The 12,571-nt window shown below is 62.6% G+C and carries 14 protein-coding genes; 5 read left to right on the top strand and 9 right to left on the bottom strand.

What is annotated here, in order from left to right; translation table 11 throughout:
• Positions 1–12: 12 nt before the first annotated feature.
• Positions 13–1,626, bottom strand: coding sequence for an extracellular solute-binding protein (locus NKH59_RS26175; protein ID WP_352541115.1), 1,614 nt, complete (start codon positions 1,624–1,626; stop codon positions 13–15).
• A gap of 373 nt (positions 1,627–1,999) precedes the next feature.
• Here NKH59_RS26175 and NKH59_RS26170 point away from each other — a divergent pair, with 373 nt between their 5' ends.
• The 3 genes from NKH59_RS26170 to NKH59_RS26160 all read left to right on the top strand — a co-directional run bounded on the left by NKH59_RS26170 (position 2,000) and on the right by NKH59_RS26160 (position 6,490).
• Positions 2,000–3,031, top strand: a complete 1,032-nt coding sequence (locus NKH59_RS26170) for a LacI family DNA-binding transcriptional regulator (RefSeq protein WP_352541116.1) — start codon at positions 2,000–2,002, stop codon at positions 3,029–3,031.
• A gap of 241 nt (positions 3,032–3,272) precedes the next feature.
• Positions 3,273–5,405, top strand: coding sequence for a TonB-dependent hemoglobin/transferrin/lactoferrin family receptor (locus NKH59_RS26165; protein ID WP_352541117.1), 2,133 nt, complete (start codon positions 3,273–3,275; stop codon positions 5,403–5,405).
• A gap of 2 nt (positions 5,406–5,407) precedes the next feature.
• Entirely contained in the window at positions 5,408–6,490 is a 1,083-nt protein-coding gene (locus tag NKH59_RS26160; protein ID WP_352541118.1) for an SIP domain-containing protein, read from the top strand.
• Here NKH59_RS26160 and NKH59_RS26155 read toward each other — a convergent pair.
• The 3 genes from NKH59_RS26155 to NKH59_RS26145 all read right to left on the bottom strand — a co-directional run bounded on the left by NKH59_RS26155 (position 6,487) and on the right by NKH59_RS26145 (position 8,611).
• Positions 6,487–6,909, bottom strand: a complete 423-nt coding sequence (locus tag NKH59_RS26155; RefSeq protein WP_352541119.1) for an aconitase X swivel domain-containing protein — start codon at positions 6,907–6,909, stop codon at positions 6,487–6,489. The genes NKH59_RS26160 and NKH59_RS26155 overlap by 4 nt on opposite strands.
• Positions 6,906–8,156 carry an aconitase X gene (locus NKH59_RS26150; RefSeq protein WP_352541120.1) on the bottom strand — a complete coding sequence of 417 codons (1,251 nt, stop codon included), beginning with the start codon at positions 8,154–8,156 and terminating at the stop codon, positions 6,906–6,908. The genes NKH59_RS26155 and NKH59_RS26150 overlap by 4 nt, the downstream gene beginning before the upstream one ends.
• Positions 8,157–8,356: 200 nt before the next feature.
• Complete coding sequence (locus NKH59_RS26145; protein ID WP_352474222.1) at positions 8,357–8,611, bottom strand: hypothetical protein; 255 nt, start codon at positions 8,609–8,611, stop codon at positions 8,357–8,359.
• Positions 8,612–8,887: 276 nt separating this feature from the next.
• Between NKH59_RS26145 and NKH59_RS26140 the strand changes: the two genes are divergently transcribed.
• A complete protein-coding gene (locus tag NKH59_RS26140; protein WP_352474220.1) occupies positions 8,888–9,220 on the top strand; it encodes a hypothetical protein in 333 nt (110 codons plus the stop codon).
• Positions 9,221–9,361: 141 nt separating this feature from the next.
• Here the strand turns inward: NKH59_RS26140 and NKH59_RS26135 are convergent, their stop codons facing one another.
• Positions 9,362–10,045: a hypothetical protein gene (locus NKH59_RS26135; protein WP_352541240.1), complete on the bottom strand. Its 684-nt coding sequence runs from the start codon at positions 10,043–10,045 to the stop codon at positions 9,362–9,364.
• 434 nt (positions 10,046–10,479) lie between these two features.
• Here NKH59_RS26135 and NKH59_RS26130 point away from each other — a divergent pair, with 434 nt between their 5' ends.
• A complete protein-coding gene (locus NKH59_RS26130; RefSeq protein WP_352474216.1) occupies positions 10,480–10,794 on the top strand; it encodes a hypothetical protein in 315 nt (104 codons plus the stop codon).
• 120 nt (positions 10,795–10,914) lie between these two features.
• On the opposite strand, the gene NKH59_RS26125 is transcribed toward NKH59_RS26130, so the two are convergent.
• The 4 genes from NKH59_RS26125 to NKH59_RS26110 all read right to left on the bottom strand — a co-directional run bounded on the left by NKH59_RS26125 (position 10,915) and on the right by NKH59_RS26110 (position 12,526).
• Entirely contained in the window at positions 10,915–11,157 is a 243-nt protein-coding gene (locus NKH59_RS26125) for a DUF2934 domain-containing protein (RefSeq protein WP_352541121.1), read from the bottom strand.
• 86 nt (positions 11,158–11,243) lie between these two features.
• Positions 11,244–11,456, bottom strand: coding sequence for a hypothetical protein (locus NKH59_RS26120; RefSeq protein WP_352452715.1), 213 nt, complete (start codon positions 11,454–11,456; stop codon positions 11,244–11,246).
• Between the two features lie 124 nt (positions 11,457–11,580).
• Positions 11,581–11,886 carry a DUF1236 domain-containing protein gene (locus NKH59_RS26115; RefSeq protein WP_352474210.1) on the bottom strand — a complete coding sequence of 102 codons (306 nt, stop codon included), beginning with the start codon at positions 11,884–11,886 and terminating at the stop codon, positions 11,581–11,583.
• Between the two features lie 343 nt (positions 11,887–12,229).
• A complete protein-coding gene (locus NKH59_RS26110) occupies positions 12,230–12,526 on the bottom strand; it encodes a hypothetical protein (RefSeq protein ID WP_352474209.1) in 297 nt (98 codons plus the stop codon).
• Between the last annotated feature and the right edge of the window lie 45 nt (positions 12,527–12,571).

Genomic DNA, 12,571 nt, shown 5'->3' with positions numbered 1-12,571 from the left:
TCCTTGGAAGGATCAGGCGATCGGATCGAGGACGGTCGGCCAGGCCTCCTTGTTGGTCTTGATCGCTTCGAGAAGCTTCTCCTCGCCGGTGCGGCGGGCAATCTTCTTCCACTCGGCCTCGGTGTCGGCCATCGCCTGCTCGGCTGTCTTGGCCTTGGTCAGCGCGGCGACGAGGTTCTCGTCGAGCGCGTTGTGGAAGGCGGTGGCGCCGGGATAGTTGATGGTGGGCACGGTGCGGGCGACCGTCTCGCGCACCACGTCCATGTGGTAGGCGTGGTAGGTCTGGCGAACCAGCGGATCCGAGAAATCCGATAGCCGGAACGGATCGAAGTAGCCGCCCGGATTGGCAGTCATCCAGGCGTAGATGCGGCTTGAGCCCAGCCACTGCAGGAACAGGTAGCAGGCCTCCGGATTCTTGGCTTGCGAGGACACCGACGCCGACAGATTGAGCCACAGCACCGACCGGCTGACCAGCTTGCCGTCGATTTCGCGGCCGGGCGGCAGCATCGAGCCGATCTTGCCGGTGACAGCTGAATCCTTATTGCCGGCATTGTCGAGGAATTTCGGCAGATTGGAGAAGGCACAGGTCATGGCCGCGCCGCCCTTGGCGAAATTGCCGTACTGCTCCGGCCAGCCCCAGGAGATCGCATCCGGCGAATGGTGCGAAAGCGACGCGATGTACTCGCTGGTCGCCGCGATACCTTGCTCCGAATTGATCAGCGGCTTGCCGGTGTCGTCGAACAAGAACTGATTGGGCGAAGCCATTGAGACATAACGCTGATACCAGTTGGTGTAGCCCCAGCCCTGGTTGCGCAGATCGGTCGAGCCGAACAGGCCCTTGTCCGGGCGCTGGAAGAAAGCCGCGATCTCGTCATGCTGCTTCCAGGTCTTCGGCGCCGCCAGTTCATAGCCGTATTTGTCGGAGAAAGCCTTCTTCTCGGCTGCGTCGCCGAACAGATCGGTGCGGTAGACCCAGGTCTGGAAATCGCCATCCAGCGACACGCCGTAGGTCGAGCCGCGATACTGGTTGAGCAGCGAGACGCCCTTGGCGCCGTTGACATAGCCGCGCTCGGGATCGTCCCATTCCGGCTTGTATTGCGCGACGAAGTCGTCGAGCTTGAGGATGCCGCCGGTTTCGGCGAGGTCGCCAAGACGGTTCCATTCGACCGCGTAGATGTCATACGCCCCACCCTTGGTGGAGATGTCCTGCATCGTCTTGGTGAATTCCTGGCCGTTTGGCACACCGACGATTTCCAACGGAATGCCGGTTTCCTTCTCCCAGAGATCCTTGATCGACGGCGCGCCGGCCGGAAACGGCTGGGTCAACTGGCCGATCGAGCCGTCGGACAGGCCAAGTACGATCTTGGCCGGCGCCTTGCCGGCGCCCTTCATCGCCTTGGCCGCCTCGATGGCGCGGCCCTCCGGCGTATCGGCACCATATTGATAGCGCTCCGAACCGTCGAAACCCGTCGGGCCACCGATCATGCCGGGCGCCAGGGCATCGGCCGCATAGGCACGGCTCGGGCGAATGAATTTCGGTGCAATACCTGCGGCGGCAACAAGGACTGCCGCCTTTCCACCGGACGCCAGCAAACGGCGCCGCGACACGCGGACCAAATTCGACATTGGAACTCCTCCCTCAGGGCCTTGTTTCCTCCACGGCCCTTATGATGGATATTGACGGCACTATACGAAGCCTGTCAACATCATAAATAATCAAAATGCATCATAACATCTCACGGGAGGGGAAGAATGGCGTTTGTAAGGGCTCTCATACTGAAGCCGGTGCTTGAATTTGAGGGAGCCCGGCTGCCCACCTCCCCGCTTTGGTCTGCTTGGGCACTCTGGTGTAGCGCAACGGCTTGCGCATCGGCCAAGGCCGGTTACATCATTTCCCATCAGAATCGCCGACGGCGATGAAGCCGCTCTCCGACGGTGGACCCATGAAATGCGTGATCTCGATGCGCCCCTGGCGCGTTTTGGAATGAGGTGATCGACAGTGCGGTCCACCCTGACAGACATAGCCCGGGAGGCCGGCGTTTCGGCCGCCACGGTCGACCGTGTGCTCAACAACCGCGCCGGGGTCAGGGCGCGCACCCGTGAGGTCGTGCTCGAAACGGCACAGCGGCTTGGCTATATCGCTGAAAATTCGAATAATCCGAGCTCGCTCAACGCGGTTACTGGCGAGGTCATACGGCTGGATTTCGCCCTGCCCGCCGGCACCAATTCCTTCATCAAGATGCTGCACCGCCAGATCGAGGCGCAGGCGCAGGCGCGGCCCGACCTCGACGTCCGTGTCGCTACTATCGAAGGTTTCAATCCGGACCGGCTTGCGCGTCTGCTGCAGGAACTGCACGGGCAGACGCAGGGCGTCGGTGTGATCGCACTCGACCATCCGACGGTCCGCGAGGCGATCCGCTCGCTTTCGACCAGCGGCGTCAGGGTCGTCACCATCGCTTCCGACATCCTGCATGTGCCGAGGGTTGCCTATATCGGCATCGACAACCGCGCCGCCGGCCGGCTCGCCGGCTACCTGCTCAACCGCTTCATGGGCGCAGGGCGTCCGGGCAAGGTCGCGCTGTTCGCCGGTTCGCTCTCCTACCGCGGCCACGAAGAGCGCGAGATGGGCTTCCGCCACATACTGGCGGAAGAATCGCCCAATCTGCAGATCGTCGAGATGCGCGAGATGCTCGACGACCGGGAGAAGGCCTATTCGGAGGCCTCCGCCCTGCTGGACCGGCACCCGGACCTGGCCGCCATCTACAATGTCGGCGCCGGCAACACCGGCATCGCCCGCGCACTCAAGGAGCGCGGGCGCGCGCTGTCGACGGTCTTTCTCGGCCATGAGGTGACGGAAGGCACCAAGGAGCTTCTGCTCGACGGCACGCTGGACGCGGTCATCGACCAGAACCCGCGCGTAGAGGCCCGCGAGGCGCTCAACACCTTGACCCATGCGGTCAGGGGCTTGCCTTACGAACTGCACCAGCCACGGCTGCAAGTGATCTTCAGGGAAAGCATCCCGGAGATCTGAACCAGGTGAAGAAGCACGGGTGCGTCACAAATTCATAATCGCTCGGGCGAGATTTTGGCGGCCAGATCAAGGGTCCGACCGAGAATCTTCGATCAGGCTCAGACCTGCAAAATTAAATTGACTATTATCATCATGTTTTAATAAGTATCCCTGCCCGGCCCGTGTGTCGAGGCTTCTCCATCATGCCAGCCAGGGCCAACGGCCGCCGCCAGCAATCTTTGCTTTTCCCGGGGCTGCACGCATGAAACAGACAAGCAACAAGACCTTGATGGCGAGCACCGCGCTCGCCTTCGCGCTCGGCCTGTGTGCCGCGCCGCTGGCCGCCGCGCAGGAGCCGGAGAAGAACGGCGCCGCCGCCAAGGCCGATCGGCCGGTCAAGGTCGCCCAGCAGGCTAGAACTGGGCAGAACGAGCCGACCGTGCTCGACCTGATCACCATCTCGGCGACGATGATCAAGACGGCGATTATCGAATCGATGGCCGCCATCAGCGCCGTCGATCAGGAAGAGCTCGAACGCATCCAGCCTGACACCGCCGCCGACATGTTCCGCACCACGCCCGGCGTTGCCGCTTCGATGAACGGCGACGATCCGGCAACCGCCATCAACATTCGCGGCCTCGAACAATATGGCCGCGTGGTGGTGACGCTCGACGGCGCCCGCCAGGATTACTGGCGCGTCGGCCACGGCTCGGGCTCGTTCTATGTCGAGCCGGAACTAATCAAGGAAGCGACCGTCATTCGCGGCCCGGTCTCGAACGCCTATGGCTCGGGCGGCATCGGCGGCGTCGTCTCCTTCGAAACCAGGGATGCCGGCGATTTCCTCAAGCAGGAGGAGCGCTGGGCGCTGAGCGAGAAGCTGGGCAATGAGGATAATGGCGACGGCTTCACCACCAGCACCACCGGCGCCTACCGTTTCAGCGACGACGCCGACATCATCGGCAACCTCATTTATCGCGACCGCGACAGCTACACCGATGGCAATGGCGACGCCGTGCCATGGACCGGCGAGAGCATCACCAGCGGCTATATGAAGGCGACCCTGCGGCCGGCCGACGGCCACGAGCTCAAGCTCGGCGCGATCCTGCAGCGCTACAATGACCAGATCACCGGATCGAGCGGCTCGACCTCGCCAACGCTGAGCCGCTACGACACCGACACGACCAACCAGACCTACACGGCTGCTTATATGTGGAGGCCGGACGACAACGAACTGATCGACCTCAGTGTCAACGCATACCACAACCGCACGCGCGCCGAGCAGACGCAGGTCTGGCCGGCAACGGCGATCGGCAACTTCCGCTATTACGACGTCGCCACGACCGGCTTCAACCTGAAGAACTCCTCGCGTTTCGACGCCTGGGAGTTGGCACATACCCTCACCTACGGCCTCGACTACTACTATCTGGAGGCCTCGTCGGAGGCCGCGCATTTCGGTTCGGGCGAGCAGCAGGGTTATGGCGGCTTCCTGCAATGGCAGGGCGACTACAGCGACTGGCTGCAGCTCATCGCCGCCATGCGCTATGACGGCTACCAGCTCGACGGCAAAACGAAGACCGTGCCGCCGGCGGAAGCCTCGATTTCGGGCGATCGCTGGTCGCCTCGCCTCACCGTCGGCGTGATGCCGTTGGATGGCTTCCAGCTCTACGGCACCTATTCGGAAGGCTACCGGGCACCAGGCCTGCAGGACGTCTATCGCGGCGGCGGCGCGCATGGCGGCGGCGACAGTTACCAGCCTAACCTGCTTCTGCAGCCCGAAACGGCGAAGAACTGGGAAGCCGGGATCAATCTGAGATATGACGATGTGCTGGCCGCGGGCGACCTGTTTCGTGCCAAGGTCAACGTCTTCCACACCGCCGTCGAAGACTATATCGACGTCGACCTCACCGTTTTGCCGCGGATGGCGATCAACATCGGCGACGCGCGGCTGAAGGGCATCGAGGCCGAAGCCGTCTACGACTATGGCTGGGGGTTCGCGAACCTCGCCGGCGCCCTGATCGACGCCGAGGTCGTCAGCGGCGTCTATTCCGGCCAGACGCTGAACAACACGCCGCTCGACCGCTTCTCGGCGACCGTCGGCTTCCGCATGCTGGAAGACCAGCTCACCGTCGGTGCGCAATATCTCAGCGTCGGCAAGATCACCCGGACAAGCCGCACCAATCCCGACGCGCCGGTCGTGGTCGATGACGGCTTCGACCTGGTCAACGTCTTTGCCAACTGGCGCATCAACGACTACGCCAAGCTCGATTTCAGCGTCGATAACGTCTTCAACACCGCCTACACCGACCCGCAAAGCGCCTGGTCGACGACGGCGGCGACGGAACAGGGCAAGGGCCGCACCTTCAAGGTGGCGCTCACAGGCAGGATCGGAGGTTGAGAATGAGGGAAGCTTCAGTGAGCGGACTGGCCTGCGAAGCGCGCTTGAACCTGCGCAACCTGCCGCATTACATCGACCGCATCAGCGACAGGCTGCAGAGCTTCGATGCCGATGCCTCGCGGGAGGGGCAGCGGCTCGACTTCCGCTTCGCCTTCGGCGACGCGTCCCTTGACATGGAGCGGCTGGTGATGCGGGCCAACGCCGCCGACCGCGATGGGCTGGCCCGCATCAAGGACCTGCTGGCCACTGCCGTAGAGGTATATGCCAAGGAAGAAAGTCCCGAGATCGTCTGGACCGGCGATCTCGCCGAAGAAACCCGCCTCGCGCAGTTCCGTGAGATGGTCGTCACCCAAGTCGGCGACCTGACGCGGCATATGCGCCGCATCCGCTTCGCCGGCGAGGATCTCTCTCGTTTTGCGAAATTCGGCGGCATGCATATCCGCATGCTGTTTCCGACCAGGGACGTCCCCGATCCGCTCTGGCCCGTGCTCGGCAGCAATGGCCTCCCGGCATGGCCCTCGGACGACAGGCGCCCGGCAGCGCGCGTCTACACCATCCGGGCCCTCGACGTCGAAATGGGCATCATCGAGGTCGACTTCCTCATCCACCCCGGCGACAGCGTCGGCGCCCGCTGGGCCATGCAGGCGGCGCCCGGCATGAAGATCGGCATGATGGGGCCGGTCGGCCGTCGGGTGCGACCGGCGTCCTGGTATCTCATGGGCGCCGACGAAACCGGCCTGCCGGCGCTGGCTCGCATGCTGGAGACGCTGCCCGCCGAGACCAAAGGCGTGGCCTTCATAGAGATCGCCGACGATGGCGAACGGCAGGTCGTCGACAACGCAACCGGAATAGAGGTGCACTGGCTGCCGAGAAATGGGGTGCCAGCCGGGCTCGACGACAGGCTGGCGCGCGCCATCCGGTCAGTCGCATGGCCGACCGGTTCGGCATTCGGCTGGTTTGCGGCCGAAGCGGCAGCCGCCACGACGGTGCGCGAACACTGGCGCGGCACGCTGGCGCTCGGCCGCAACGAAACACTGGCGGCAGCCTACTGGCGGCGGGGCGCGGCGGGACTGATGGCCGGCTAGAGCTTGCTCACCATCGCTTGCGCATCTTCGCCCAGACCGATTGCGATCCGGTCGCCGGAGACAATGCCTGACACGTCGCAGACAACCAGCGGCATGCTGATTTCGTAGAGGAATTCGGCAACGATGGCGCCGACGGCAAGGATCGGGTCCGGCCGCTCCAGGATAATGCCGGCCGGCGCGGTGCCTCTGCGGATCGCTTCGGCCAGAACCGAAGACGAGGACGACGACCCTCGCCCGCTCGGCATCACCAGGATCTTGCCGGCGATATTGCCGCCCAGGTCCGGATGCGAATGGTCGATGATGTCGCCCGTTTCGACGTCGATCCCGCCCCAGAAGCTGAGCGCCTGCGAAAGCACCAGCGCTGGGCCTTGTGCCGAGCCGGAAAGGTGGAATGTACCGGTTCTGGCCGGCGTCTTCATGGCGCGCCTCGCACGACGCGGCCGGCCGCAGCCGAGCGGACGCAGTCTTCCATGTCACCGAAGGCCACCGAGACACCGATATTGCCAGGTGCGTAATGCGCCCATTTGCCCGAATTGGTCATCACCACGCCATCGAGACGCTCGAGGATCGACGTGACATAGGTGCAGGTGTCGGTGACCGGGACAAGGCCGAAGGCTTCCATGCCGGCCAGTGCGCCTTCGTCCTGCAACCGCGTCAGCGTCGCGCGCCCTGTGTTGACATAGATCGGGACACCCTTGCCTGGACCGACTTCGCGCAGCAGCGGCAACAGGCGCATCCACTCTTCATGGGAGAAATGCGGCGTGCCTAACGACACGGCTGCGAGCTGCACGCCGTCGGGAACGCTCGACAGCCTGGCCAGCGCATGGTGGATGTCAGCGCGAGAGATCCGGATTTTTTCCTCCGGCGCCAGGCCGTGCAACGCCTCATCCGGCGTCTTCGCCTCCGGCGTGATGCCGACGGCATGAAACAGCGCCACGGCACCCGTCGTTGCCGCCGCCGCCCCCAGCGCCTTCAATTGGTCCTCGTCGCGCGGCTGCGGCAGGCCCGATATGACAGGGATACGGTCGCCAGCCCTTTGCCCGATGATCAGCCCGACGCCGACAAACAGAGCGTCGCTTGGCTCGAAAGCAGCGTCAGTCAGCTCGAACAGGACCTGGCCTCGTCGATTTTCACTCAGATGCAGCCCCCATGCCGGCGCGCGCCCGGTAATTGCGCAGCACAAATCGATAAAATCGCCATAGCGGTTGGTCCGCGCGCCGATCACCGAATTGGCAAAGACGATGGCGTTGGATTCACCCCAGGCGATCTGCTCGCCGAACCTTGGCCGGAACCGGGTCTGATAGGGTGCGCAGGTGAAGGTCGCCTGGCAGCCGAGTTCCAGATGCGCCTTCATCAGGCGTCGCGCCGGCGTTTCTTGCGACACCGGCATCTTCACCAATCCGGTATGGATGAGGTCGAGCGAACCGACATTCAGCGTCGTCGGCACCCGAACGCGGCCGCCGCCCTCGATCAGCCTTTCGACGAAATCGAGGCTGGCCTGGCCGTGATAGAGGCAGCCGTCTATATGGGCACCGGCAATGTCCAGCAACTTGCGCGCGCCGACCGCCTTCGAAAAGGCAACCAGGATCGTCATGGCGGCAGCCGCTGCCGAGCCTTGCTCGCCATGCAGCATCGACTGGTCGCCGGCCGTCAATTCCAGCGTCATCGGCAATATTCCCGAGCCCGCACTATGCCGATCAAGCACTCCCTGATTACGGAGCGTCTGGCAAGACAGAGCTTTGGATCTCTTCTACTTCGCAGCCGTCAGCAGACCAGACGTTCACAGCTCATCGCGAAGCAAGAGAGACGCGAAGCACGGTCGCAGAGCGGGCGATCCGCGGCGGAAACGGCACTATTCCTTCGGCGCTATTCCTTCTGGGACGGTCCGTCGGCCGCGCTGCGGTCACCATCTGCAGAATGCGGCAGAATGCCGAAATCGCGCGACTTGGTCCCATGCGCCGCCGTCAGGAAACCATCGGCTGTGAGACCTCGCCTCAAAAGCTCACGTACCGCGGCCGACCGGCTCGGCATGTGCTTGTCGAAGCGCCAGTTCTCCAACGCCGCCAGTTCATCGACGGTCAGCATGATCTGCAATCGTTCCGGGCGTTCCAGTTCGGACATCTCGGCCTCCTGTCACACCAGCCTAAATGCAGCTGAGTTAGTGTGTTCCTAATTTTCTGTAGAGTTAGGTACGTGAGCAGAATGCGTCAAGGCCTTCGGATCAGCGAGTCATGCAGAAGTCAGATGAAGCGGATCAAGCGTCAGATAGGCAATCAACAAAATACGCTAACTATTTGACATAAAACGAGTTTTTAATGAATTTCGCTTGCCAATCGCGAATCCTGGGCGCATCGTGGAACATGAGGGACAAACCGCTCCTGAAGGGAAGGGTTTTCCATGCGCTACGGATTTTCGGTTCGCCTGCACGAAGACGTCAGTTCCCGAGTTCGGGCTGTATTGCGGTCCGGGATTGCCATCAATCTGACTGCTGTCGCCGAAGCCGCGCGACTGCAGAACCTCGCCGAGAATGTTGCGCGCGAGGACATCGAATGGCTCGTCATGCAAGCAGCCCAGCTCTACGGGGCGGCTATCGAGTTCGACGGCTTCGCGGAAACCGATCTGGCGGAGTTTGCGTGCCCTCAGCTGATGCAAAGCAGCCCCGCCGCGGGTTGGGACTCCCTGGAAGACGAAGCGTCCGCTTCGCCGGATCCTGGCCGTCAAACACACTGAGCGCGTGCTCGTGTGAGCCCCCGCCATGCTGACGCCACGTGCTCGGAAAAAAGCCCGCCGCAATGGCGGGCTTTGGACTGCTGGAGCTTTGGTGGACGAAGGCCTCTCGGCCTGGTCCGACATTCATCCGATGTATTCGCCTTAGCGGCGGGCGATCAGCAGGCACAATTGGCGCAGATCGCTGTCGTAAGTGCCTCCGCTGCTGAGCACGTCAACGCAGCGCTTCTTCATCCTGGCCAACTTGTCGCCCGACATGTCGGCAACGACCTGAGGCAAGCTGGGATTGCTGGGATTGCTGGGATTGGACGGGTTGGACGGATTGCTCGGATTGGTGCCACCACCGATCCCGACACCGGCGCCGACATTGATGCCGCTGCCGATCCCGACCCCCGCGCCAGCCCTAACGCCGCTGCCGATACCTACCCCCGCGCCGGCAGCAATGCCACCGGAACCGCCGATCGTCGCGCCGGCACCGGCGTTGATGCCGCTTCTGCCCCCGACCGATGCGCCGGCGCCCGCCGCGATTCCGCTGGAACCGCCAACCGTCGCGCCGGCACCGGCGTTGATGCCGCTACTGCCGCCCAACGACGCACCGAGGCCTGCCTTGATGCCGCCGCTGCCGCCAACCGTCGCGCCGGCACCGGCGTTGATGCCGCCGCGACCGCCAACCGTCGCGCCGAGGCCGGCTTTGATGCCGCCGTTGCCGCCGATGGATGTTCCAACACCAACGGCAATTCCGTCCGCGGCATTCACGGGCATCGAGAGCATGAAAATAACTGCGCTGCCTGCCACCGCATCGGTGATTGTTTTGATTAAGGTGGTCATAACACTCTCCTTGCTGTAGTTGCGCTGAACAGCCCGCGACGTCGCCGGTTGCATACCTACTAATTTGCAAGAAGATGATCGGTTTCGTTGCCGATCAGCTCGCTGGCCTCATGGTATATTTTCAAATAACAGCCGCGTGAAATTTGTAGTGAAATTTTCCGAAAGTTTTACTTTGGGATGGCCTCTACCGATTGAAGCGATGCGAGACTCAGCTGATGGCGCCGCAACAGACGAACGTTGCGACGGTCGGCGGCCAAAGAAGGCGAATTCCTAATCAGCAAACCACAACATCAAACCTACCTACGGTAATAGAACAAGGGGGGCCGAGAAGATCCGCGCTGCGCGGGTTTGCTTCACTGTGCTGCGTCATTTTTGCCGGAACCTTTCCATCACCCGGGTTGTTTTTTCTGTAGTCGTCACATGATGATAACCCAATGATGGAGATCAACATGCTTACGAAAATCGTGACAGCTTCCATACTTGCAGCCGGTCTGGCGACCGCGGCGATGGCCCAGAACGCCGGGTCGGACAACAATGCGCCTGGCAGCGAGAAGAGCATCGTCGTCCAGCCCAAGCCGAACGGTATTGACCCTGGCACGACCCGCAGCACGATGGGCACGACGGGTACCATGAACTCCAATGCGGACGAAAACTGCCCTGCAACCCCGCAAGGAGCTCAACCCGATGCCTCCAACAAGCCTGCCGGGACGGTTTCACCGACTGTCAACGACAACAATTGCGGTAAGTAGTTAGCCGCGCCAATCGGGCTTGCCATCGCGGGCTTGCGGCAGCAGGACCGGCAGGACTGGTTTTGCTGCCGATCATGGAACGATGCATGGGCCGACCACCCGCGAGATCCAGCGTTGGAATCAAATCCGCTTGCGTTCACGCTTTACGTGGTCGCGCCTTGGCTTTGCTTCCGTCCTTGCTGGCGGCCGGCCTAGGTGGCGTGCTTTCGGCTTCGGTCGGCTGGCGGTCTCCGGCGCGGCGGTTTCTGCGTCGATTTCGGCGGTAGCCTGATCCCAATGCTGCTGATGCGCCCCGTCGGGCCTGCCTGCCTGTTCCCAGATCGCGTGTGCTCGCTGGCGAATCCGTTCCTGCCTGTCCGTCACTGATACCTCCGTCGGCTCGGTTGATGCGTAAGCAACCTTGTTCTAGCTGAAATTTCGACCGGCGTCTTGAGCGGCAGGCGACACCGTCATTGAACCTCTCTGTCACACAGGACGGCGACCCCGAGGAGCGCCGCCTTCTTGATGATCAGCCCTTCAAGGTCCGCGTCCGAGCGCTCGGTTCCGGTGCGTTCGCGCAACAGTGCTATCGCCGCCTTCATCGACAGCAGGCCATCGCCTCGTTCAGCAAGCAGTTTGTCGACGGCGGCGGCCACGTTGACCGGCTCGACATGCGGCAGCATGGGAATGGCTCCTTTCCTTGTTTCGAGACGACAGCGGCTCCATCCCGATCCCTCGGGATGGAGCTCTCATTTGATAATTTAGGCCATGACCTTCCAAATCCGGTTCGCGGTTTGGCAACGCCGATCACTCGATGACCTGCACGATTTTGCGGGTGTCTGGGTCGACGAGCACGGTGCGATTGCCGACGACGACGTATCTGTACCGCACGTCTGGAACATCGATCGGTTGCAGCTCGACCGTATCGGGCAACGTGGAACCGATATTGAGCTCCACCCCCAGAAGACTGATCGACGCCAGCGGGTGCTTGTGGACGTATTCGCGGATGACCGTCTGCTGTTTGGGCGTGACAATCACCTGGTCCGCGGTGGCCACGCCGACGCCGGCAAGCAACGCCAATCCCGCCGCAGCAGGAACAAGGTGGATTTTCATCGTCTACTCCTGTTGTTACGGGCCTCGCCCTTACAATTGCGACGCGGCATTCCGGTCGAAGCGGCGAACCCTCTAGGCAAACGCCCACGCCACCTTGTTGTTCCGTAAGTGGCGGCTAATCGAACAGCGGTGAAGTGCCCGCGCGATGCGGCGAATGGACTGCGAATGAGCTTGCGGTGGCCCGCGTCGCAAGACGCGGGCCGATCGGTTTCCCGATCAGCAGCGATACCGGAGGGGGGTGATATCTACTGCGTCTAAAATAACATTTAGGACAAGCTAATGTTCCTCAGCGAGTGCAACAAACCTGCCGGCGCGAGCGGCGCGAAGTTGCCGCTCGTCGCTGCTACTGCTTTGGCGGCTGTGGCGGCACCTCGCCGGGCTTGATCACCGGGGTCTTGCCCTCATCCGGCGGTGGCGCCGCCATGCCCTGATCGCCCGTTGGCGGGGGCTTCAGGACCCCACCGCATGGCTCGAGCGTATCGGACAAATTGTTGCCGGCCGGCTTCTGCTGTTGGCTGTTCTGGTCCGGCGGCTCGACTTTGCAGCGGTCGGATTGCGCCTGTTCGCCCGGCTGCGCGGCCGCCGGCACCGCCAGCAGCAGCGCACCTAACATGTACGGCAAGAAAATGAGCGGTCTCATGTCGAGCTCCTTTCGCGCCAATATCTTCTGAATGTGAAGGCGGGC

It is taken from the genome of Mesorhizobium sp. M0998, from assembly GCF_040318885.1.
Lineage (GTDB): Bacteria > Pseudomonadota > Alphaproteobacteria > Rhizobiales > Rhizobiaceae > Mesorhizobium.
The sequence above is the reverse complement of the archived record's forward strand: the minus strand, read 5'-3'. Positions and strand labels throughout refer to the sequence as shown.